Here is a 24,084-nt window from a genome sequence, read left to right as displayed (position 1 = left end):
TCTCTTTTCAAACAGCGAAATCGCCGTGCGGCTCACCTCGATCAAACTCGCTGGTTTCAAATCCTTCGTCGATCCCACGCATTTCCAGGTCCCAGGCCAGTTGGTTGGCGTGGTCGGTCCGAACGGGTGCGGCAAATCCAACATCATCGACGCCGTGCGCTGGGTGCTCGGCGAATCGCGCGCCTCTGAATTGCGCGGCGAGTCGATGCAGGACGTGATCTTCAACGGCTCGACCGCCCGCAAGCCCGGCAGCCGCGCGAGCGTCGAACTCGTGTTCGACAACGCGGACGGCCGCGCCGCCGGCCAGTGGGGCCAGTATGCGGAGATCGCCGTGAAGCGCGTGCTGACGCGCGACGGCACGTCGAGCTACTACATCAACAATCTGCCGGCGCGGCGCCGCGACATCCAGGACATCTTCCTCGGCACCGGCCTCGGGCCGCGTGCGTACGCGATCATCGGGCAGGGCATGATCGCGCGGCTGATCGAGGCGAAGCCCGAAGAGCTGCGCGTGTTCCTCGAAGAAGCCGCCGGCGTGTCGAAGTACAAGGAGCGCCGCCGCGAGACCGAGAACCGTCTGCACGACACGCGCGAGAACCTGACGCGCGTCGAGGACATCGTCCGCGAGCTCGGCACGAATCTCGAGAAGCTCGAGGGGCAGGCGGTCGTCGCGACCCGTTATCGCGAGCTGCAAAGCGACGGCGAGGAAAAGCAGCGTCTGCTGTGGTTGCTGCGCAAGAACGAGGCGGCCGGCGAGCAGCAGCGCCAGCAACGCGCGATCGAGCAGGCGCAGATCGACCTCGAGGCGCAAACCGCGAAGCTGCGCGAAGTCGAGGCGGAACTCGAAACGCTGCGCGTCGCGCACTATTCGGCGAGCGACGCGATGCAAGGCGCGCAGGGCGCGCTGTACGAGGCGAACGCGGAAGTGAGCCGGCTGGAAGCCGAGATCCGCTTCATCGTCGAATCGCGCAACCGCGTGCAGGCGCAGATCGCCGCGCTGACCGCGCAGCGCGAGCAGTGGCAATCGCAGGCCGACAAGGCGCAGGACGATATCGCCGACGCTGAAGAGCAACTGGCCGTCGCTGAAGAAAAAGCCGTGCTCGCCGAAGAGGACGCCGCCGCGAAGCACGATGCGCTGCCCGCCCTCGAAGCGCGCTGGCGCGACGCTCAGGCGGAGCTGAACACCGAGCGCGGCGGTATCGCGCAGACCGAGCAGGCGCTGAAGCTCGAAGCCGCGCATCAGCGCAATGCCGATCAGCAGTTGCAGCAGCTGCAGCAGCGCCATGAGCGGCTGAAATCGGAAGAGGGTGGCCTCGACGCGCCCGACGAGGCGCAACTCGAAGAATTGCGCATGCAGCTCGCCGAGCACGAGGAAATCCTTCACGACGCGCAGAGCCGCCTCGCCGACGCGCAGGAAACACTGCCGCGGCTCGACGGTGAACGCCGCGCCGCGCAGGAGCGCGTGCAGGCCGAAAGCGCGCAGATCCATCAGCTCGACGCGCGCCTCGCCGCGCTCAGGCAGTTGCAGGAAAACGTTCAGACCGAAGGCAAGATCCAGCCGTGGCTCGACAAGCACGAGCTGGGCAGCCTGCCGCGTTTGTGGAAGAAACTGCATGTCGAGGCCGGTTGGGAAGCCGCGCTCGAAGCGGTGCTGCGCGAGCGCCTCGCCGCGCTCGAAGTGTCGAATCTCGACTGGGTCAAGGCGTTCGCAACCGACGCGCCACCGGCCAAGCTCGCGTTCTACGCGCCGCCCGCGGCTGGTCAGCCTGCCCCGGCGGCGGGCGCGCTGCGCTCGCTGCTGTCGCTCGTGCGCATCGAGGACGCGGGTATCCGCGCGGTGCTGACCGACTGGCTCGGCCTCGCGTTCGTCGCCGACGATCTGCAGCAGGCGCTTTCGATGCGCGCGCAGCTGCCCGAGGGCGGCGCGTTCGTCGTCAAGGCGGGGCACGTGGTCACGCGCGTCGGCGTACAGCTGTATGCGGCCGATTCCGAACAGGCCGGCATGCTCGCGCGTCAGCAGGAAATCGAAAACCTCGGCCGCCAGGTGCGCGCACAGGCATTGCTCGCCGACGAGGCGAAGGCCGCCGCGATCCGCGCCGAAGCCGCGCACACGCAAGCCGCGCAGGCGCTCGCCGAGCTGCGCCAGCAGGCCGAACGCGCGACGCAGCGGGTGCACGCGTTGCAGATGGACGTGCTGAGGCTCACCCAGGCACACGAACGCTACACGCAGCGCAGCACGCAGATTCGCGAGGAACTCGAAGAAATCGCCGCGCAGATCGACGAGCAGCGGGCGCTGCGCGCCGAGTCGGAAGCGAACTTCGAGCGTCACGACGGCGAGCTCGCCGAACTGCAGGCGCGCTTCGAAGACCACCAGCTCGCGTTCGAAGCACTCGACGAAGAACTGACGACCGCCCGCGGCGAAGCACGCGAGCTCGACCGCGCCGCCACCGACGCGCGCTTCGCCGCGCGCAACATGGCGAACCGCATCGACGAATTGAAGCGCAGCATCCAGGTCGCGCACGAGCAGAGCGAGCGCGTCGCGGGCGCGCTCGAAGACGCGCGCGCCGAACTGGAAACGATCAACGAGCAGACCGCGCACACCGGGCTGCAGGACGCGCTCGACATCCGCGCCGTGAAAGAAGAGGCGCTGCGCGCCGCGCGCGTCGAGCTCGACGACCTGACCGCGAAGCTGCGCTCGGCCGACGAAACGCGCCTCACCGCCGAGCGCGCCCTGCAGCCGCTGCGCGACCGCATCAACGAATTGCAGTTGAAGGAGCAGGCCGCGCGCATCAGCGGCGAGCAGTTCGTCGAGCAGCTGGCCGCGGCCGGTGTCGATGAAGCCGAACTGCAAGCCAAGCTGACGGCGGACATGAAGCCGTCGTACCTGCAGGGCGAGGTCACGCGCATCAACAACGCGATCGCCGCGCTCGGGCCGGTCAACATGGCCGCGCTCGACGAGCTGAAGGCCGCGACCGAGCGCAAAAGCTTCCTCGATTCGCAGTCGGCCGACCTGACGAGCGCGATCGAAACGCTCGAAGACGCGATTCGCAAGATCGACGCCGAAACGCGCACGCTGCTGCAAAGCACGTTCGACGAAGTGAACCGCCATTTCGGCGAGCTGTTCCCGCGTCTCTTTGGCGGCGGCCAGGCGAAGCTGATCATGACCGGCGACGAAATTCTCGACGCCGGCGTGCAGGTGATGGCGCAACCGCCGGGCAAGAAGAATTCGACGATTCACCTGCTGTCGGGCGGCGAGAAAGCGCTGACCGCGACCGCGCTCGTGTTCGCGATGTTCCAGCTCAATCCCGCGCCGTTCTGTCTGCTCGACGAAGTGGACGCACCGCTCGACGACGCCAACACCGAGCGTTTCGCGAATCTGGTACGGGCGATGTCCGACAAAACCCAGTTCCTGTTCATTTCGCACAACAAGATCGCGATGGAGATGGCGCAGCAGCTGATCGGCGTGACGATGCAGGAGCAGGGCGTCTCGCGGATCGTCGCGGTCGACATGGAAACGGCGGCGGGTTTCGCCCAGAATATCGTTTGAGTTAACGCCTTCGCGGGCATCCGCATCCAGCGCAGCGGCCTCGATGAGCGCCGCGCGGTACGTGGAGCGGACGACAGGCCCGCGCGGATAGAAGAATTGCTGATGGAGCATGCATGGACGAGTTGACACTCGGTTTGATCGGCGCGGGTGCCGTGGTGGTGGGGGGCGTGGTCGTGTACAACGCGTGGCAGGGCGCGAAGGTGCGCCGCAAGATGCCGCGGCCGATGCCGGCCGACACTGCCGAGAACTTTGCGCGGGACGAGCATGAGGAGCAGAGCCCGTTCATCGAGCCGGCCCGGCCGACCGCGCGGCGCGAGCCGAGCGTGAGCGCCGAGGCGGCCGCGGACCGGACCGCGGCGCGCGTCGAGCCGACGTTCGGCGCGGGCGCCGCACCGCTCGATACACCGGCCGATATCCAGGCCGAGATGACGTCGCCGAACGGTTATCCAGCGGCGGACGCCGATACCGTGGGCGAAGGCGAACCTGCGGCGGCGCCGGGCGCGCACGCGAAGCGGCCCACCGCCGAAGCGCCCGCGGCCCAGCCCGCGTCCGCCGGGCACGAGCGGGTCGAACCGATCCTGCCGGCCGCCACGACGATTTCGTCGGCGCCGCCCGCGATCGTCGATCGACGCATCGACTGTATCGTGCCGATCCGGCTGAACGGCCCCGTGGCCGGCGACAAGGTGCTTCCGCTCGCGCAGCGCTTGCGTCGGGCGGGCAGCAAGCCCGTGCACATCGAAGGCAAACCCGAAGGCGGCGGCGCGTGGGAGCTGCTGCAGAACGGCACGCGCTATGAAGAGCTGCGCGCGGCCGCGCAGCTCGCGAACCGTAGCGGCGCGCTGAACGAGCTCGAATTTTCCGAGTTCGTGACCGGCGTACAGCAGTTCGCCGATGCGCTCGACGCGGCGCCGGAATTCCCCGACATGCTCGAAACCGTCGCGATGGCGCGCGAGCTCGACGGCTTTGCCGCCCAGTGCGACGCGCAGTTGTCGATCAACGTGCTGTCGGACGGCGCGCCGTGGTCGGCCAACTACGTGCAGGCGGTCGCATCGCAGGACGGTCTGCTGCTGTCGCGCGACGGCACGCGCTTCGTCAAGCTCGACTCGCGGCAAAGCCCGGTGTTCATGCTGCAGTTCGGCGACACCAACTTCCTGCGCGACGACCTCACGTACAAAGGCGGCGAGATGATCACGCTGGTGCTCGACGTGCCGGTCGCCGACGAAGACATCCTGCCGTTCCGGCTGATGTGCGATTACGCGAAGTCGCTGGCCGAGCGCATCGGCGGACGCGTGGTCGACGACGGTCGCCGGCCGCTGCCGGAAAGCGCGCTGCTCGCGATCGAAAAACAGTTGATGACGCTGTACGCGAAGCTCGAACAGGCGGGTATTCCGGCGGGTTCGCCGGCCACGCGGCGCCTGTTCAGCCAGTAAGCCTTTTGCAGCGTTCTACGCGTTTTGACGACGGCCGCACGATGTGCGGCCGTCGTCGTTTCCGGCTTGCGTCGCAGCGCGGCCCGCCCCGATTCAGCGATGTAAAGGGGCACGCTTCCTGCGATAATCCGATGTCCGACTTTCTTCTCGAGAAGCTTCCGACAGCATGGCCCGATCCTCCGTCCCTCCTTCCGCAATCAGCGCTCCGGCCGAGCGGGCCGTGTGGTTGCGCGCGGAACTCGAACGCGCGAACTACGCGTATTACGTGCTCGATCAACCGGACCTGCCGGACGCCGAGTACGACAAGCTGTTCAAGGAGCTGGAGCGCATCGAGGCCGAGCATCCCGATCTGATCGTGCCGGATTCGCCGACGCAGCGCGTCGGCGGCGAGGCCGCGAGCGGTTTCGAGCCGGTCGTGCACGATCTGCCGATGCTGTCGTTGAACAACGGTTTCGCCGACGAAGACATCGTCGCGTTCGACAAGCGCATCGGCGACGCGCTCGGCAACAACGCGAGCGAGCCGCCGGTTCCCGTCGACTACGCGGCCGAGCTGAAATTCGACGGCCTCGCGATCTCGCTGCGCTACGCCGACGGCGTGTTCGTGCAGGCCTCCACGCGCGGTGACGGCACAACCGGCGAGAACGTCACCGAAAACGTCCGCACGATCCGCTCGATTCCGTTGAAGCTGAAGGGGAAGCGCGTGCCGCGCGTGCTCGACGTGCGCGGCGAAGTGCTGATGTTCAAGCGCGATTTCGAGCGCCTGAACGAACGCCAGCGCACCGCCGAACAACGCGAATTCGCGAACCCGCGCAACGCGGCGGCGGGCAGCTTGCGGCAGCTCGATTCGAAGATCACCGCGCAGCGGCCGCTGTCGTTTTTCGCGTATGGCATCGGCGTGCTCGAAGGCATCGAGATGCCGGCCACCCATAGCGAACTGCTCGACTGGTACAAGGAGATGGGCTTGCCGGTCAATGGCGAGCGCGCGGTCGTGCAGGGCGCCGAAGGCCTGCTCGGCTTCTTCCACGCGGTCGGCGAGAAGCGCGACAGGCTCCCCTACGACATCGACGGCGTGGTCTACAAGGTCAACCGGCGCGACGAGCAGGATGCGCTCGGTTTCGTGTCGCGCGCGCCGCGCTTCGCGCTCGCGCACAAATTCCCCGCGCAGGAAGCGCTGACGAAGCTCGTCGCGATCGACGTGCAGGTCGGCCGCACCGGCGCGATCACGCCGGTCGCGCGGCTGGAACCGGTGTTCGTCGGCGGGGCGACGGTCACGAACGCGACCTTGCACAACGAGGATGAAGTGCGCCGCAAGGACATCCGCATCGGCGACACGGTGATCGTGCGGCGCGCCGGCGACGTGATTCCGGAGGTGGTCAGCGCGCTGCTCGAGCGTCGTCCGGCCGACGCGCGCGAGTTCGTGATGCCGACGCAGTGCCCGGTGTGCGGTTCGGCGATCGAGCGGCTGCCCGACGAGGCGATCGCGCGCTGCACGGGCGGGCTCTTCTGTCCGGCACAGCGCAAGCAGGCGCTGTGGCACTTCGCGCAGCGGCGTGCGCTCGATATCGACGGCCTCGGCGAGAAGATCATCGATCAACTGGTCGAACAGAACCTGGTGCGCACGCCGGCCGATCTGTTCAATCTCGGCTTCACGACGCTCGCGGAACTCGACCGCTTCGCCGAAAAGTCCGCGCAGAACCTGCTCGACTCGCTCGACAAGGCCAGGCACACGTCGCTCGCGCGCTTTATCTACGCATTGGGGATTCGCCATGTCGGCGAATCGACCGCGAAGGATCTCGCGAAGCACTTCGGCTCGCTCGATCCGATCATGGATGCGTCGCTGGAGGAACTGCTCGAAGTCAACGACGTGGGGCCGGTCGTCGCCGAATCGATCCACCAGTTCTTCGCCGAGGACCACAACCGCACGGTGATCGAACAGCTGCGCGCGCCGGGCAAGGTCACGTGGCCCGAGGGGCCGCCAGCGCCGAAGGCGCCGCAGGGCGTGCTGGCCGGGCAGACGGTCGTGCTGACCGGTACGCTGCCAAACCTGTCGCGCGAGGACGCGAAGGAAATGCTCGAGGCGGCCGGCGCGAAGGTGGCGGGGTCGGTATCGAAGAAAACCAGTTACGTGGTGGCGGGGGCCGACGCGGGCAGCAAACTTTCGAAGGCCGAGGAACTCGGCATCCCCGTACTCGACGAAGATGGTATGCGCAAGCTCCTGGAGGGGCACTGATGATTCACGACATTCTGAAGATGGGCGATCCGCGCCTGCTGCGAATCGCCGAGCCGGTCGATCACTTCGACACGCCCGAGCTGCACCGGCTCGTGGAAGACATGTTCGAGACCATGCACGCGGCGAACGGCGCGGGTCTCGCCGCGCCGCAGATCGGCGTCGATCTGCAGGTGGTGATCTTCGGCTTCGGTTCGAACGAGCGCTATCCGGACGCGCCGCCGGTGCCCGAAACGGTGCTGATCAACCCGACCGTCACGCCGGTCTCGCAGGACATGGAAGAAAGCTGGGAAGGTTGCCTGTCGGTGCCGGGGCTGCGCGGCGTGGTGAGCCGGTTTTCGATGATCCGTTATCACGGCTTCGACCAGTTCGGCAATCCGATCGACCGGGTCGCCGAGGGTTTTCACGCGCGGGTTGTGCAGCACGAATGCGATCATCTGATCGGCAAGCTGTATCCGATGCGGATTACCGATTTCTCGAAGTTCGGCTTTACGGAGGTCCTGTTCCCGGATCTCGATACGAATAGCGACGACTGACACGGCTGCCGCCAACAAAAAACCCACGCCAAAGTGCGTGGGTTTTTTGTTGTGCCGATGCGCCCGCTCTCAGCAAGGAGGCGCATTGGACGGACCTCAGAACGACTCGTCTTCCGACAGGTAGCGCCACTGTCCCGGCGGCAGCGCGCCGAGCATCACCTGGCCTATGCGCACGCGCTTCAGGCCCACCACCTCGAGACCGACCAGTTCGCACATGCGGCGAATCTGACGCTTCTTGCCTTCGCGCAGCACGAAACGCAGCTGCTCGCCGTTCTGCCAGCTGACCTGCGCGGGCTTCAGCGCGACGTCGTCGAGCGACAGGCCGTGGCGCAGCAGCGCGAGTTTTTCGGCCGGGAAATGGCTTTCGACGTCGACCGTGTGATCGCCGTAGGCGACGCGCACCAGATACTCCTTGTCCACGTCCGAGTGACCGCCGATCAGTTGCTTCGCGATGCGGCCGTCCTGCGTCAGCACGAGCAGGCCCGTCGAATCGATGTCGAGACGCCCGGCCGGCGCGAGCTGGCGCAGATGCGACGCCGAGAAGGGGACCCCCGAACGGTCGCCTTCCCAGCGATTCTCCGGCGTGACGAGCGTGATGGCCGGCTGATAGCCGTCCTCCGCCTGGCCCGACACGAGCCCGACCGGCTTGTGAACGATCACGGTCACCTGGCTCGACTGAAAGGCTTCGGCGGCCGGGTCGATGTCGATGCGCTGATCCGGGAACACCTTCGTGCCGAGCGTATCGACGCGCTCGCCGTCGACCATGACCCAGCCTTTCTCGATCCATTCGTCGGCCTCGCGACGCGAGCACAGGCCGAGCTTGGACATCAGCTTCGACAGACGCAGCATGCCCGGCGCGTCTTCGCGATCGCGGCGGGGCGGGTGCGGGGTGTCGATGGTGGTGTCGACGGGGCGGGCGGTTGCTGATGCCGAGGCTCGCGGCTTGGCGGCGCGGGCTGGTCGGTCGTCGCCGAAGCGGCGGTTCGCGGCCGGCAACGTGTCGTCGAAGCCGCGCGCAGGGCGCTCGCGACGCTCGGTGCGTTCGCCGTAGCCGCCTTTCGCCGGCTTCGCGAAGCTGCGCTCGCCACGCTCGCTTTCGAAGCGGCGCGAGGTGCTGTCGCTGCGCGCGCCTCGATCGCCACTGCGACGCTCCTGCGGCTCACCGCGATCGCTACCGAAGCGCGGACGGTCGGCGGCCTCGCGCTCCCGGCGCACCGGACGATCGCCACGCGCGCCGCCTTCCGACGGCCTGCCTGTGCCTGGACGCGGACCGCTGAACGGACGGCGTTCGCCGGCGTCGCGGCCCGGTGCGCGCTCACCAAAACTGCGCGGTGCGCGCTCGCCGCGCTCCGCATTGCCCTCGAAACGACGGGGTGCGCGTTCTGCACGCTCGCCGAATTCGCGCCGAGGAGCGCGTTCGCCACGCTCAGCGCTGCCTTCGAAACGACGCGGCGCGCGTTCAGTCCGTTCGCCGAATTCGCGCCGAGGAGCGCGTTCGCCACGCTCAGCGCTGCCTTCGAAACGACGCGGCGCGCGTTCAGTCCGTTCGCCGAATTCGCGTCGAGGAGCGCGTTCACCACGCTCAGCGCTGCCTTCGAAACGACGCGGCGCGCGTTCAGTCCGTTCGCCGAATTCGCGTCGAGGAGCGCGTTCACCACGCTCAGCGCTGCCTTCGAAACGACGCGGCGCGCGTTCAGTCCGTTCGCCGAATTCGCGTCGAGGAGCGCGTTCACCAAGCTCAGCGCTGCCTTCGAAACGACGCGGCGCGCGTTCAGTCCGTTCGCCGAAATCGCGCCGAGGCCCGCGTTCACCACGCTCAGCGCTGCCTTCGAGACGACGCGGCGCGCGTTCAGTCCGTTCGCCGAAATCGCGCCGAGGCGCCCGTTCGCCACGCTCGGCGCCGCCCTCAAAACGACGCGGCGCGCGTTCTCCGCGCTCGCCTCGCTGAGCCGCACCTTCGAAGCGGCGCGGTGCGCCCGCGGCAGCCGCGCCCCGTTCGCGCACGCCCGACCCTTCGGCACGCGGCGCGCGTGCACCGGCGCCCGCCGGCTTCGCACCGACCGGCCGCTTCGCGCCACCACCCGTCGATGCCGCGCCTTCGCGCTTCGCGCCGGCCTCGGCCTCGAATGGCTTCGGCCGCGCTGGACGGGTCGGCTTACGCGCCGACGCGCTGCCGGGGCGGACAGGGGCGCGTTCGGACGCCGCCGGCCGCGGATGCTTCGCTGTTAATTTGATTCGCATGAAATCTCACATTGCGATCGCGCGCAGTAGTTCGGTCTCGACCTGAATTTGCAGGCGGTTGTCCGACAGGCTGTGTCCTTCGAGCAGAAACACGTCCTCGACGCGTTCGCCGAGCGTATTGATCCGCGCCGAGGCGACGCCGACCCGGTGCTCAGCCAGCACGCGCGCGATCGAATAAAGAAGGCCCGGCCGGTCGTTCGCCGACACGGACAGGATGTAGTATTGGCCGCGCTCATCGGCCCGCAGGTCGACGCGCGGCGTAATGGGGAAGGTGCGCGACAGCCGTGACAGCCGGCCCTTCGACGGTCCCGGCAGCAAGGTGCCGTGGCCCCCGAGGCGCGCGGTCAGCTCCTGCTCGACCAGATTGGCGATGTCGCGATAGTGCACGTCCTCTTCGGTGTGCGCGACGAGGAAGTTGTCGAGCGCGTAGCCGTGGCGCGTCGTGCTGACGCGCGCATCGAGCACCGACAGGCCGTTGCGGTCGAAATACGCGCAGATGCCCGCGAACAGATCGGGCTGGTCCTTCACGTAGACGAGCACCTGCAGCGCCTCGCCGATCGGCGACGGCCGCGCGCGTACGAGCGGCGTCGGCGTTTCTACGTGGCGGTACAGCACGCGCGTCTGCCACGCGATGTCCGCCGCGTCGTGACGCAGGAAATAGCCGACGTCCAGCTTGTCCCACAGCGCCCGTTGCGCGCCTTCCGGCACGGTTTCGAGACGCAGCAGCGCGAGCGCCTCTTCCTGGCGCGACTTCAGCTCGGAATGCTCGTCCGGCTGGGCACCGCCAAGCACGGCGAGCGTGGTGCGGTAGAGGTCTTCGAGCAGCTTGCCTTTCCACGTGTTCCAGACCTTCGGGCTGGTGCCGCGGATGTCGGCGACGGTCAGCAGATAGAGCGCGGTCAGGCGGCGCTCGGTGCCGACCAGCTCGGCGAAGCGCTTGATCACTTCAGGGTCGCTCGTGTCCTGCTTCTGCGCGACCTGGCTCATCGTCAGATGCTGCTGCACGAGCCACACGACCAGCTCGCCATCCTCGCCTTCGATGCCGTGCTGGCGGCAGAAGCGCCGTGCGTCGGCCATGCCCAGCGTGGAATGATCGCCGCCGCGGCCCTTCGCGATGTCATGAAACAGCGCGGCCACGTACAGCACCCACGGCCGGTCGAAGTTGACGATCAACTGGCTGCAGAACGGGTATTCGTGCGCATGCTCGGCGACCGCGAAGCGGCGCAGATTGCGCAGCACCATCAGGATGTGCTGATCGACCGTGAACACGTGGTACAGGTCGTGCTGCATCTGCCCGACGATGCGCCGGAAATTCAGCAGATAACGCCCGAGCACGCTCGTCTGGTTCATCAACCGGAACGCATGCGTGATACCGGCCGGCTGCTTCAGGATTTCCATGAAGAGCCGGCGATTTTCCGGATCGCGCCGCCAGTGCTGGTCCATCACGTCGCGGGCGTTGTAGATCGCGCGCAGCGTGCGCGCCGACAGTCCCTTCACGCCGGGGGTGCGCTGGTATAGCAGGAACGCCTCGAGGATCGCATTCGGCTCGCGCTGGAACACGTCGTCGGAGGCGATTTCGAGCATGCCCTGCTTTTCGACGAAGCGATCCGACAGCACGCGCGTGATGCCGCTCGTGCTCGGAAACAGCTGCGCCTCGATGTTCTGGATCAGGATCGTCGCGAGTTGCGTGACCGCTTTCGCGGCCCAGTAGTAGCGGCGCATCAGCTGCTCGCTCGCGCGCTTGGTCGCGGTCGGCTTGAGGCCGAAGCTTTCCGCGACCGGCGTCTGCAGGTCGAACACCAGGATGTCCTGGCGGCGCCCGGCGATCACGTGCAGCCGCGCACGCAGCGACTTCAGGAAGCCTTCGTTGTGGCGCAGCTCGCGCGCCTCGCGCTCGGTGATGAGTCCGCGTGCTTCGAGTTCGCGCCAACTGCTGCCGAAGCCGGCCGCCTGTGTGATCCACAGGATCAGCTGCAGGTCGCGCAGCCCGCCCGGGCTTTCCTTGATGTTCGGCTCGAGCGCGTAGGGCGTGTCCTGAAACTTCGCGTGACGCTGGCGCATTTCGAGCACCTTCGCCTGGAAGAACGCCTTCGGGTCGAGCGCCGCACGGTAGCGCCGGGCGAAATCGTCGAACAGTGCGGCGCTGCCGGCGATGCGGCGCGCTTCCAGCAGCGAGGTACGCACCGTGACGTCGTTGGCCGCTTCCTCGATGCATTGCGACACGCTGCGCACGCTGCTGCCGAGTTCCAGCCCGAGATCCCACGCGAGACTGATGAAGCGCTCGATGCGCGCGTCCAGATGCTCGAGCCGCGCGTCGGGCAACAGCACCAGGATGTCGATGTCGGAGTGCGGCGCGAGTTCGCCGCGCCCATAGCCGCCAACCGCGACCAGCGCGAGGTCGTCGGGCAGCTCGCAGGTGTCCCAGGCGGCGCGCAGCGAATGGTCCGTGGCGCGCGCGAGGGCGGCCATCAACGCGTCGACGTTGGCGGCCGTTCGGAAGCGTTCCAGCAACTGGGCTTTGGCCACTTTGTAATCCGCCTTGAGCGACGAGGCATGGGAGGGGGCGACGGCTGGAACGCTACTCATTGGCAGGAAGGCGGTGTGGTCGGAATCGGTCAGGCCGTGGCCGCGACCACGGGCGGACGCGCCGGCGTGCCGGCCGACACGGTCAGCACGTCGTGGCCGGTCTCGGTGACGAGCACCGTGTGTTCCCACTGCGCGGACAGGCTGCGATCCTTGGTCTTGACGGTCCACTGGTCGGGCATCGTGCGGATGTCACGGCGGCCCGCGTTGATCATCGGCTCGATCGTGAAGATCATGCCGGCCTGCAGTTCGAACCCGGTGCCGGGGCGACCGTAGTGCAGGATCTGCGGATCTTCGTGGAATACGGTGCCGATGCCGTGTCCGCAATATTCGCGCACCACGCTGTAGCCGAGGCCTTCGGCGTGCTTCTGGATCGCATAGCCGATGTCGCCGAGATGCGCGCCGGGTCGCACCTGGTCGATGCCGAGCCACATGCATTCGAAAGTAGCTTGCACGAGGCGCTTTGCCATGATCGACCCTTCGCCGACGATGAACATGCGGCTCGTGTCGCCGAAATAGCCGTCCTTGATCACGGTGATGTCGATGTTCAGCGCGTCGCCGGTTTTGAGCGCCTTGTCGCCCGGTATGCCGTGGCAGATCACGTCGTTGACGGAAATGCAGGTGGCTTTCGGGTAGGGCGGGTAGCCGGGCGGCTGGTAATTCAGCGGCGCGGGGACGGTCCCCTGGTCCTTCAGCATGTATTCGTGACACAGACGGTCGAGCTCCCCAGTGCTGACGCCGGCCTTGACGAACGGCGTGATGTAGTCGAGCACTTCGCTCGCGAGCCGGCAGGCGACGCGCATCTTCGCGATATCGTCTTCGTTTTTGATGGTGATAGCCATGGTTTCCTCGGAAGCCTTGCTGGATAAGGCTTGCTGGGTGTTGCGGTGGCCGGGCGGAGGGGCGTCTGCCGGGCACGGAATGCCGGTCGATCCTTAACGCCCCCCGCGCGTGGCGGAATCGAGCCATTTTACAGCAGTGGGGGCCGGGTCGTTGCGCTGGATCGGGCGGCAATGGGCGAAAAGCGCCAGAATCGGCAAATTGGCGGCCCAAAGGACGCCAGGCCGGGCTTCGGGCCCGGCGGCGCGGTCCCGTGCGTAGGGCCATCCGTAGGGCCATCGGCCGGTGGTGGGGTCGGTTGAGTCAGTCGGTCGTCGCGTGCTATACTCTTTGGCTAAGTCGGTCCTAGTCCGCTTTTATTCGCGAGTCCGCAAATTCGCGCATGGCAGCTGGGCGGAGCGACTTCTCGCGGCACTCCGGTTGTTGGGTGTCGTGAGTGAGAGAAAGTCGTGTCAGGCAACCAATTCGCAAGCCGGCGCACCCAGGGTGTCGTCGCGTTCCAGCCAAGGTAGAGGCGGGCGCGGCCGATACGGCAGCCGGTTTAAGACCCAACCCTCGTGGAGAATTTCATGGCAGTTACGATGCGTCAAATGCTGGAAGCAGGTGTCCACTTCGGTCACCAGACCCGCTTCTGGAACCCGAAGATGGCCCCCTTCATTTTCGGTCATCGCAACAAGATTCACATCATCAACCTCGAAAAGACGCTGCCGATGTACAACGACGCGCTGAAGTACGCGCGTCAGCTGGCATCGAACCGCGGCACGATCCTGTTCGTCGGTACGAAGCGTCAATCGCGTGACACGATCGCCCAGGAAGCGCAGCGCGCTGGTATGCCGTTCGTGAACGCGCGCTGGCTCGGCGGCATGCTGACCAACTTCAAGACGCTGAAGGTTTCGATCAAGCGCCTGAAGGACATGGAAGCGGCGCTGGAAGCCGGTGAAACCGAGCGCATGAGCAAGAAGGAAGCGCTTCTGTTCGAACGTGAAATGGCCAAGCTGCAGAAGTCGATCGGCGGCGTGAAGGACATGGGCGGCATTCCGGACGCGATCTTCGTGGTTGACGTCGGCTACCACAAGATTGCCGTGACCGAAGCAAACAAGCTCGGCATTCCGGTCATCGCCGTGGTCGATACGAACCACTCGCCGGAAGGTGTGGACTACGTGATCCCGGGTAACGACGACGCCAGCAAGGCCGTCGCCCTGTACGCGGCTGGCGTGGCCGATGCGATCCTCGAAGGCCGTGCCAACGCGGTCAACGAAGTGGTCCAGGCTGCGCGTGGCGGCGACGGCGACGAGTTCGTCGAGGTCAACCCGGAAGCGTAAGGCTGCCTAGTGTCCGGCATAAAAGGGGGGCTTTCTACAGGCCCCCTTTTTTTAAGTCGCGACGTCTATGACAGTTGTTGTAACGGGCATCTGGCAGAGTGCTCGAGGCGACGCGAGGCGCGTCGCTCGCAAAAAATGCGCGAAAACGCTGAAACGAATTCCTGCCGCCGGCATCGAAATGCGGGCGGCGTGTGACAGACAGAACTCAAGGAGCAAATGATGGCGGCAATTACCGCAAGCATGGTTGCAGAACTGCGCGCGAAGACCGACGCGCCGATGATGGAATGCAAGAAGGCGCTGACGGAAGCCGACGGCGATCTGGCGCGCGCTGAAGAACTGCTGCGCGTGAAGCTCGGCAACAAGGCGAGCAAGGCGGCATCGCGCGTGACGGCCGAAGGCGTCGTCGCATCGTTCATCAACGGCAACGCAGGTTCGCTCGTCGAGCTGAACTGCGAAACCGACTTCGTCTCGAAGAACGACGACTTCCTCGCGTTCTCGAAGAAGATCGCCGAACTCGTCGCGACGCAAAACCCGGCTGACGTCGCGGCGCTGTCAGCCCTGCCGCTCGACGGCCAAACCGTCGACGCAGTGCGCCTCGCGCTGGTCGGCAAGATCGGCGAAAACCTGTCGATCCGCCGTTTCGTGCGCTTCGACACCGCGAACAAGCTGGCGGCGTACCTGCACGGCACGCGCATCGGCGTGCTGGTCGAGTACACCGGCGCGGACGAACAGGTCGGCAAGGACGTGGCGATGCACATCGCCGCGATGAAGCCGGTCTCACTGTCGTCGGACGACGTGCCGGCGGACCTGATCGCCAAGGAACGCAGCATCGCTGAACAGAAGGCCGCCGAATCGGGCAAGCCGGCTGAAATCGTCGCGAAGATGGTCGACGGCACCGTGCAGAAGTACCTGAAGGAAGTGTCGCTGCTGAACCAGACGTTCGTGAAGAACGACAAGCAGACGATCGAGCAGATGCTGAAGGCGGGCAACTCGAGCGTGCAGAAGTTCGCGCTGTTCGTGGTCGGCGAAGGCATCGAGAAGAAGCAGGACGACTTCGCAGCGGAAGTGGCCGCCCAGGTCGCTGCTGCAAAGCAACAATAAGCGCTACCCAAGCTTCACCGCCGTACCGTTTGGACCCGGGGCGAGGCAAGACCTCGCCGCGGTCGGCAGCGCCGCAAGACCGCGCACGAGTTGACCCTCGCCGCGCGGCCGCCGCTGGCGAACCTGAGGGTTCGCCAATTTGGCGGTGCTTGCCCGAATCAGCATTTCACCCCTACATTAGTCCCTTGTTGTTGCCCTGTTCTGCGCGATCTGGATACCCCTATGCCCACTGCCTATAAACGCGTCCTGCTCAAACTCTCCGGTGAAGCTCTGATGGGCGACGATGCCTTCGGCATCAATCGCGGAACCATCGAACGAATGGTGGCGGACGTGGCCGAAGTGGTCCGTCTCGGAACGCAACTGGCCGTGGTGATCGGCGGCGGCAATATTTTTCGCGGCGTCGCGGGCGGTGCGGCGGGTATGGACCGCGCAACGGCCGACTACATGGGTATGCTCGCCACGATGATGAACGCGCTGGCGCTGCAGGACGCGATGCGTCACGCCGGCATCGAGGCGCGCGTGCAATCGGCGCTGCGCATGGACCAGGTCGTCGAGCCGTACATCCGGCCCCGCGCGATCCGCCAGCTCGAGGAAGGCAAGGTCGTGATCTTCGCGGCCGGCACCGGCAACCCGTTCTTCACGACCGACACGGCCGCTGCATTGCGCGGCGCGGAAATCGGCGCGGAAGTGGTGCTGAAGGCGACCAAGGTGGACGGCGTCTATTCGGCCGATCCGAAGAAGGATTCGAGCGCGACCCGCTACAGCACGATCAGCTTCGATGAGGCAATCGGCCGCAATCTGCAGGTGATGGACGCGACGGCTTTCGCTCTGTGCCGCGACCAGAAGCTGCCGATCCGCGTGTTTTCGATCGTCAAACCCGGTGCGCTCAAGCGCATCGTGCTAGGTGAGGACGAGGGCACCCTCGTCCACGTGTAAACTTCGTTTACATTACGTGGGCTTTGACGCGAGCCCGGGCCGCCGCATCGCGCGTGCCGGGCGGCTCGCACCGTTTTGAAGGTTCGGAGGTTTAAAAATGTCTGTGGCTGATATCAGGAAGGGCGCTGAACAGAAGATGCAGCGCTCCATCGACGCGTTCAGGAACGACCTGTCGAAGATCCGCACGGGCCGTGCGCACACGGGCCTGCTCGATCATATCCAGTGCGACTACTATGGCTCGCCGGTGCCGATTTCGCAGGTCGCGAACCTGACGCTGATCGACGCGCGCACGATCGGGGTGCAGCCGTGGGAAAAGAAGATGGTCCAGGTCGTCGAAAAGGCGATCCGCGAGTCGGATCTCGGTCTGAACCCAGCTACCCATGGCGATGTGATCCGCGTACCGATGCCCGCGTTGACCGAAGAGCGTCGCCGCGAGCTGACCAAGGTCGTTCGCAGCGAAGCCGAAACGGCCAAGGTGGCCGTGCGCAACCTGCGCCGCGACGCCAACGAGCAACTGAAGAAGCTCGTCAAGGACAAGGAAATCTCGGAAGACGACGAGCGTCGTGCCGGTGACGACGTCCAGAAGCTGACGGACAAGTTCGTCGCCGAAATCGACAAGCTCGTCACAACGAAAGAAGCCGAGATCATGACGGTCTGACGCCGTTCGGCTCAGCACCTTCTGATTTCCACTTCTTTACTGGCATTACTGTCCCGACGGCCATGACCTATACCAGCTCAACCGTGCGCGTGCCTGAAGTCGCCGCGGTGCCGCGACATATCGCGATCATCATGGATGGCAACGGCCGTTGGGCCACGCAGCGGCGTCTGCCCCGCGTGGCGGGCCATACGCGCGGCGTCGACGCGGTGCGGGCGGCCGTCGAGGCGTGCGCGCGGCGGGGTGTCGAATATCTGACGCTATTCGCGTTCAGCTCGGAGAACTGGCGCCGTCCGAACGAGGAGGTATCGTTCCTGATGCGCCTGTTCGTCACCGCGCTCGAGCGCGAGATCGGCAAGCTGCATGCGAACGGTATCCGTTTGCGCGTGGTCGGCGATCTCGAGCGTTTCGACGACAAGATCCGCGATCTGATCAAGCGCGCGGAAACCAAGACCGCGCGCAACACCCGTCTCACGCTGACCATCGCCGCGAACTACGGCGGGCGCTGGGACATCATGCAGGCCGCCCGCAAGCTCGTCGAGCAAGCGGCGGCGGGCAAGCCGGTCGAGGTCAACGAGGACGCGTTCGCCGAGCACCTGTCGATGGCCTACGCACCCGAGCCGGACCTGTTCATCCGCACCGGCGGCGAGCGCCGCGTCAGCAACTTCCTGCTGTGGCAGCTTGCCTACACCGAGTTCTATTTCACCGACACGTTCTGGCCGGATTTCGACGCCGACGCGCTCGGTCACGCCATCGCTTCGTACACTGAGCGGGAACGCCGCTTCGGCCGCACCAGTGCTCAGCTCGAGCCGCAATCGCAGAACGTCGATTCGCTTCCATGCTAAAGACCCGTGTCATCACGGCGATCGTGTTGCTGGCAGTGTTCCTGCCTGTCACGCTGTTCGCGCCTATCGGCGCATTCGGCGCGCTGATCGCTTTCGTCGTCGTGTTCGCCGCGTGGGAGTGGGCGCGCCTGCTGAAGCTCGGTGGCGCGGGTCCGGTGCTGTACGCGCTCGTCGCGGCGCTCGGACTCGTCACCAGTACGCGGGTGGGCATCGGCACCGAGCCTGCCCGGCCGTTCTTCCAGGCGGCGGCGATTTTCTGGGTGATCGCCGGTCCATTCGCGCTGCTGCGTAAGCCCGTGCTCGCGCAGGGCGCGTGGCGCGCGTTTCTGTTTCTTGCCGGAATCGTCGGTTTCATCGCGTGCTGGCATGCTCTCGTCGCCGCGCGCATGCAGGGTGTGCCGTTCGTGCTGTCGCTGCTGCTATTGGTATGGCTCGCCGATATCGGCGCATACTTCTCCGGGAAGGCATTTGGCAAGCACAAGCTGGCGCCAGCGATCAGTCCGGGTAAAACCTGGGAGGGGGCGATCGGCGGCTGGCTGCTGGTCATGATCGTCGCCGCCGCGGCGATCTTTTTGCACGCGTTCGAGCCGACCCTGTATTCTGCGCTGCTGGCGCAACTGGGTGCGCTGCGCACGGTGCTCGCGCTGACCCTGCTGGTGGTTTTTAGCGTGGTCGGTGATCTGTTCGAATCGATGATGAAACGTCAGGCCGGCGTCAAAGACTCGAGCGGCCTGTTGCCGGGGCACGGCGGCGTGCTCGATCGCATCGACGCGTTGTTGCCGGTGCTGCCGCTCGCCATGCTGCTGCTCGGCTAGAGAAAGAGATATGCAAAAACGTCTGACATTGCTCGGTTCCACGGGCTCGATTGGAGACAGTACGCTCGACGTGGTCGCGCGTCATCCCGAGCGGTTTTCGATTTACGCGCTGAGCGCGCATCGCAACGGCGACAAGCTCGTCGGGCAATGCCTGCGCTTCGCGCCCGAAGTGGCGGTGGTCGGCGACGCCGACACGGCCGCGAAGGTCGCCGCGAAGCTGCGCGAAGCGGGTAGCAAGACCGAGGTCACGTACGGGCCGCAGGCGCTCGTCGACGTCGCGAAGAGCGAGGGCTGCGACACGGTGGTCGCGGCGATCGTCGGCGCGGCCGGTCTCGCGCCGAGCCTTGCCGCGGCGCGCGCCGGCAAGCGTATCCTGCTCGCGAACAAGGAAGCGCTGGTGATGTCCGGCGCGATCTTCATGGACGCGGTGCGCGACCACGGCGCGGTGCTGCTGCCGGTCGACAGCGAACACAACGCGATTTTCCAATGCCTGCCGCGTGAAGCGTCGCTGCATGGCGGCGTTTCAAAGATCATCCTGACCGCATCGGGCGGCCCGTTCCGCACGCGCGAACCGGCCACGCTCGTCGACGTGACGCCTGACGAAGCCTGCAAGCATCCGAACTGGGTGATGGGCCGCAAGATCTCGGTCGACTCGGCCACGATGATGAACAAGGGCCTCGAAGTGATCGAGGCGCACTGGCTGTTCAACCTGCCCGGCGAGCGCATCGACGTGCTGATCCATCCGCAGAGCGTGATTCATTCGCTGGTGTCGTACGCGGACGGTTCGGTGCTCGCGCAGCTCGGCAACCCCGACATGCGCACGCCGATCGCGCACGCGCTCGCGTTTCCGGATCGCGTCGATTCCGGGGTCGCGCAGCTCGATCTCGCGGAGATCGCGTCGCTGTCGTTCGAAAAACCCGACTACGCGCGCTTCCCGTGCCTCGCGCTCGCCATGAAGGCGCTTGCGGAAGGCGGCGTCGCGAGCGCGGCGTTGAACGCCGCGAACGAGATCGCGGTGGAGGCATTTCTCGCGCGCCGCATCGGCTTCATGGCGATTGCCGAGGCGGTCGACTCGGTGCTGAACGCGTTGCCGAATCGCAGCGCGCACGCGCTCGACGACGTCATCGAAGCGGACGCCGCCGCGCGCCGAGCTGCTACCGAATTCATCGCGCGTCTGCCTGACGGCGCCCGTCGCACGGAACGCGCCGTCCAGTGAGGCGTTTATGAATCTGCTGATCGAACTGCTCGCTTTCGCGGTTGCGATTGGCGTACTCGTGGTAGTCCACGAGTACGGGCACTACAGCGTCGCGCGTCTGTGCGGCGTGAAGGTGCTGCGCTTCTCGATCGGCTTCGGCAAGCCGCTCGTTCAGTGGGTCAGTCCGAAGACGGGCACCGAGTGGACGATTGCCGCGCTGCCGCTCGGCGGCTACGTGAAGATGCTCGACGAGCGCGAGACCGGCCCCGGTTCGATTCCCGAAGCGGATCTGCCGCATGCGTTCAACCGCCAGTCGGTGTGGCGGCGCTTCGCGATCGTCGCGGCCGGTCCGGTCGCGAATTTCCTGCTCGCGATCGTGCTGTTCGCGCTCGTGTTCGCAACTGGCGTGACCGAACCGGCCGCCGTGATCGCGACACCCGCGCCGAACACGCCGGCCGCGCTGGCGGGCTTCGAGGGCGGCGAGACCATCGTCGGTGTGCGCACCGGCCATAGCGATGAGACCGAGCCGGTGCGGTCGTGGTCGGATCTGCGCTGGAAGCTGCTCGGCGCCGCGTTCGATCAGCAGCGCATCGTGCTCAGTGCAAAAGACGCGCACGGCACGTCCGATTTTCCGATGGACCTGCGCGGCCTCGGCGAGAAAGACGTCGATGACGATCTGATGTCGCGCCTCGGCTTCGAGCCCGGCGGCGGCAAGCTGACGGTGGCGGGCGTGCAGGCGGGCAGCGCCGCGCAAAAGGCGGGGCTCGTCGCCGGCGACCGGCTGCGCGCGATCAACGGCACGCCGACCGATAATGCCTCGGCCTTCATCGCTTTTGTAAAATCGCACGCCGGCGTGCCGGTCACGCTGCGGGTGGAGCGCGGGGGCCGTGGCGGTCATGCGGCGGGCGCGCTCGAAGAAATCACCATCGTGCCGCAGCTGCAGCGCGATGCGGCGAGCGGGCAGCAGATCGGCCGCATCGGCGCGGAGCTGGCGACCCAGGTGCCGTCGATCGACGTGCGCTACGGGCCGCTCGAGAGCCTCCACCTCGGCGCGCGCCGTACCTGGGATCTCGCGGTGTACTCGGTCAGGATGTTCGGCCGGATGATCGTCGGCGAGGCGTCGCTGAAGAATCTGTCCGGTCCGGTGACGATCGCCGACTACGCGGGAAAGAGCGCACGTCTGGGTCCTGCCGCGTTTCTGTCGTTCCTGGCCCTTGTCAGCATTAGCCTCGGCGTGCTGAACCTGCTACCAATTCCGGTATTGGATGGGGGTCATCTGTTATATTATTTGGTTGAAGCTGTGACCGGTAAAGTTGTCTCCGATCGCTGGCAACTCGTTTTTCAGAGGGCGGGGCTTGCCTGCATCGTCGCGTTGTCGGCGATTGCGCTGTTCAACGATCTGGCTCGTTTAATCCATTTTTAAAGTGTCCGGCGGCGTTCACGAGGGCGGCCGCCAGGCCTGATGCAGCTATACATACTGGGGAAGCACGTTGTTCAAACCTCATCGCTTTGGTCCAAAGACGGTTGTAGCCGCGGCGTTCGCCGCGCATGGGCTGGTTGCTCACGCAACGACGCCCTTCGTGGTGCAAGACATTCGCATTGAGGGATTGCAACGCGTCGAACCGGGCACGGTGTTCGCGTACCTGCCCATCAAGCAAGGCGATACCTTTACCGACGACAAGGCGTCCGAAGCGATTCGCGCGCTGTACGCGACGGGCTTCTTCAACGACGTCAAGATCGCGACCGAAGGCAACGTGGTGATCGTGCAGGTGCAAGAGCGCCCGGCCATCGGCACGATCGACTTCGCCGGTATCCACGAGTTCGACAAGGACAATCTGATCAAGGCGCTGCGCGCGGTCGGGCTGTCGCAAGGCCGCTACTACGACAAGGCCCTCGTCGACAAGGCCGAGCAGGAGCTGAAGCGCCAGTATCTGACGCGCGGTTTTTACGCGGCTGAAGTCACCACGACGATCACGCCGATCGACCGCAACCGCGTCGGCATCCTGTTCTCGGTGGCCGAAGGTCCGAGCGCGAAGATCCGTCAGATCAACTTCATCGGCAACAAGACATTCAGCACCGGCACGTTGCGTGACGAAATGCAGCTGTCCACGCCGAACTGGTTCTCGTGGTACACGAAGAACGACCTGTACTCGAAAGACAAGCTCACCGGCGACCTCGAGAACGTCCGCTCGTACTACCTGAACCGCGGCTATCTCGAGTTCAGCATCGAATCGACCCAGGTGTCGATTTCGCCGGACAAGAAGGACATGTACCTGACGGTCACGCTGCATGAAGGTCAGCCGTACACGATTTCGAACATCCGCCTCGCCGGCAATCTGCTCGACCGCGAAGCGGAACTGAAGAAGCTGATCAAGATCAAGCCGGGCGACCGCTTCTCGGCCGAAAAGCTGCAGGCCACCACGAAGGCGATCGTCGACAAGCTCGGCGAGTACGGCTACGCGTTCGCGACCGTCAATGCACAGCCGCAGATCGACCAGAACAACCACACCGTCGACCTGACGCTTCAGGTCGACCCGAGCCGTCGCGTGTACGTGCGCCGCATCAACGTGGTCGGCAACACGCGCACGCGCGACGAAGTGGTGCGCCGCGAAATGCGCCAGCTCGAAAGCTCGTGGTTCGATTCGAACCGCCTCGCGCTGTCGAAGGACCGTATCAACCGTCTCGGCTACTTCACCGACGTCGACGTGACCACGGTGCCGGTCGAAGGCACGCCCGACCAGGTCGACATCGACGTGAAGGTCGCCGAAAAACCGACCGGCGCGATCACGCTTGGCGCGGGCTTCTCATCGACGGACAAGGTGGTGCTGTCGGCGGGTATCTCGCAGGACAACGTGTTCGGCTCCGGCACGAGCCTCTCGGTGAACATCAATACCGCGAAGACGTACCGTACGCTGACGGTCACGCAGGTCGACCCGTACTTCACGGTGGACGGCATCAAGCGGATCACCGACGTCTACTACCGCACGTACCAGCCGCTGTACTATTCGACCGATTCGAGCTTCAAGATCGTCACGATTGGCGGTGACCTGAAGTTCGGCATTCCGTTCTCCGAAGTCGACACGGTGTTTTTCGGCGTCGGCTTCGAGCAGAACCAGCTCGACATCGACTCGAATACGCCGCAAAGCTATATCGACTACGTGAACCAGTTCGGCCGCGTGTCGAACAACGTACCGCTGACGGTCGGTTGGTCGCGCGACGCGCGTGACAGCGCGCTGGTGCCGAGCCGCGGCTACTTCACGCAGGCGAACGCCGAGTACGGCACGCCGATCGGGGGCACGCAGTACTACAAGGCCGACATCAACGCGCAGTACTATTACTCGTTCGCGCGTGGCTTCGTGCTGGGCTTCAACTTCCAGGGCGGCTACGGTAACGGCCTTGGTGGCAAGCCTTATCCGATCTTCAAGAACTACTTCGCCGGCGGTATCGGTTCGGTGCGCGGCTACGAGCCGAGCTCGCTCGGTCCGCGAGACGCGAAGACCAACGACCCGATCGGCGGCTCGAAGCTGCTCGTCGGCAATATCGAGCTCACGTTCCCGCTGCCGGGCACGGGCTACGATCGCACGCTGCGTGTGTTCACGTTCCTCGACGCCGGTAACGTGTGGGGAACGGAAGGTAACAGCATCGGCGCAAATGGCCTGCGTTACGGCTACGGTGTGGGTCTCGCGTGGATCTCGCCGATCGGCCCGCTCAAGTTGAGCCTCGGCTTCCCGCTCACGAAGCACACTGGCGACCAGTACCAGAAGTTCCAGTTCCAGATCGGGACGGCGTTCTGATCGGGCGGCGGGTGTTCCCG

Annotated in this window: 16 protein-coding genes; 13 read left to right on the top strand and 3 right to left on the bottom strand. The window is 65.7% G+C overall.

Annotated elements, in window-relative coordinates; genetic code table 11:
- Positions 1-25: 25 nt before the first annotated feature.
- From smc to def, 4 genes are all read left to right on the top strand, one after another.
- On the top strand, positions 26-3,544 hold the full coding sequence (gene smc / locus HWY30_RS23975; RefSeq protein WP_090800600.1) for a chromosome segregation protein SMC: 3,519 nt from the start codon (positions 26-28) through the stop codon (positions 3,542-3,544).
- Between the two features lie 113 nt (positions 3,545-3,657).
- Complete coding sequence (locus HWY30_RS23970) at positions 3,658-4,974, top strand: cell division protein ZipA C-terminal FtsZ-binding domain-containing protein (RefSeq protein WP_090800599.1); 1,317 nt, start codon at positions 3,658-3,660, stop codon at positions 4,972-4,974.
- Positions 4,975-5,140: 166 nt separating this feature from the next.
- Positions 5,141-7,204, top strand: a complete 2,064-nt coding sequence (gene ligA / locus HWY30_RS23965; RefSeq protein WP_090800597.1) for an NAD-dependent DNA ligase LigA — start codon at positions 5,141-5,143, stop codon at positions 7,202-7,204.
- Positions 7,204-7,737, top strand: a complete 534-nt coding sequence (def, locus tag HWY30_RS23960) for a peptide deformylase (protein ID WP_090800596.1) — start codon at positions 7,204-7,206, stop codon at positions 7,735-7,737. Before ligA ends, def begins: the two co-directional genes overlap by 1 nt.
- A gap of 96 nt (positions 7,738-7,833) precedes the next feature.
- Here the strand turns inward: def and HWY30_RS23955 are convergent, their stop codons facing one another.
- From HWY30_RS23955 to map, 3 genes are read right to left on the bottom strand one after another with little or no spacing between them, the layout of a single operon-like run.
- Positions 7,834-9,978 carry a pseudouridine synthase gene (locus tag HWY30_RS23955; protein WP_090800594.1) on the bottom strand — a complete coding sequence of 715 codons (2,145 nt, stop codon included), beginning with the start codon at positions 9,976-9,978 and terminating at the stop codon, positions 7,834-7,836.
- A gap of 6 nt (positions 9,979-9,984) precedes the next feature.
- Positions 9,985-12,564: a [protein-PII] uridylyltransferase gene (locus HWY30_RS23950; RefSeq protein WP_090800592.1), complete on the bottom strand. Its 2,580-nt coding sequence runs from the start codon at positions 12,562-12,564 to the stop codon at positions 9,985-9,987.
- Positions 12,565-12,593: 29 nt separating this feature from the next.
- Positions 12,594-13,484, bottom strand: coding sequence for a type I methionyl aminopeptidase (gene map / locus HWY30_RS23945; protein WP_279613298.1), 891 nt, complete (start codon positions 13,482-13,484; stop codon positions 12,594-12,596).
- Between the two features lie 486 nt (positions 13,485-13,970).
- On the opposite strand from map, the gene rpsB reads away from it, so the two are divergent.
- From rpsB to bamA, 9 genes are all read left to right on the top strand, one after another.
- A complete protein-coding gene (gene rpsB, locus HWY30_RS23940) occupies positions 13,971-14,723 on the top strand; it encodes a 30S ribosomal protein S2 (protein WP_013089705.1) in 753 nt (250 codons plus the stop codon).
- A 219-nt stretch (positions 14,724-14,942) separates the two neighbouring features.
- Positions 14,943-15,824: a translation elongation factor Ts gene (tsf, locus tag HWY30_RS23935; protein WP_090800589.1), complete on the top strand. Its 882-nt coding sequence runs from the start codon at positions 14,943-14,945 to the stop codon at positions 15,822-15,824.
- Between the two features lie 222 nt (positions 15,825-16,046).
- On the top strand, positions 16,047-16,760 hold the full coding sequence (gene pyrH / locus HWY30_RS23930; RefSeq protein ID WP_090800588.1) for a UMP kinase: 714 nt from the start codon (positions 16,047-16,049) through the stop codon (positions 16,758-16,760).
- Positions 16,761-16,857: 97 nt separating this feature from the next.
- Positions 16,858-17,418 carry a ribosome recycling factor gene (frr, locus tag HWY30_RS23925; RefSeq protein ID WP_090800586.1) on the top strand — a complete coding sequence of 187 codons (561 nt, stop codon included), beginning with the start codon at positions 16,858-16,860 and terminating at the stop codon, positions 17,416-17,418.
- A gap of 62 nt (positions 17,419-17,480) precedes the next feature.
- Positions 17,481-18,260, top strand: a complete 780-nt coding sequence (gene uppS / locus HWY30_RS23920; RefSeq protein WP_090800585.1) for a polyprenyl diphosphate synthase — start codon at positions 17,481-17,483, stop codon at positions 18,258-18,260.
- Positions 18,254-19,075, top strand: a complete 822-nt coding sequence (locus tag HWY30_RS23915) for a phosphatidate cytidylyltransferase (protein ID WP_090800583.1) — start codon at positions 18,254-18,256, stop codon at positions 19,073-19,075. Before uppS ends, HWY30_RS23915 begins: the two co-directional genes overlap by 7 nt.
- Positions 19,076-19,085: 10 nt before the next feature.
- Positions 19,086-20,291 carry a 1-deoxy-D-xylulose-5-phosphate reductoisomerase gene (locus HWY30_RS23910; protein WP_090800582.1) on the top strand — a complete coding sequence of 402 codons (1,206 nt, stop codon included), beginning with the start codon at positions 19,086-19,088 and terminating at the stop codon, positions 20,289-20,291.
- A gap of 7 nt (positions 20,292-20,298) precedes the next feature.
- Entirely contained in the window at positions 20,299-21,693 is a 1,395-nt protein-coding gene (rseP, locus tag HWY30_RS23905) for an RIP metalloprotease RseP (RefSeq protein ID WP_018417653.1), read from the top strand.
- A gap of 67 nt (positions 21,694-21,760) precedes the next feature.
- Positions 21,761-24,064, top strand: coding sequence for an outer membrane protein assembly factor BamA (gene bamA / locus HWY30_RS23900; protein WP_090800580.1), 2,304 nt, complete (start codon positions 21,761-21,763; stop codon positions 24,062-24,064).
- The last annotated feature ends 20 nt before the right edge of the window (positions 24,065-24,084 follow it).

The sequence above is a fragment of the Paraburkholderia tuberum STM678 genome, from assembly GCF_902833905.1.
Taxonomy (GTDB): Bacteria; Pseudomonadota; Gammaproteobacteria; order Burkholderiales; family Burkholderiaceae; genus Paraburkholderia; species Paraburkholderia tuberum.
Note: the sequence above shows the minus strand (reverse complement) of the source record. Positions and strands in the feature narration are given on the sequence as shown.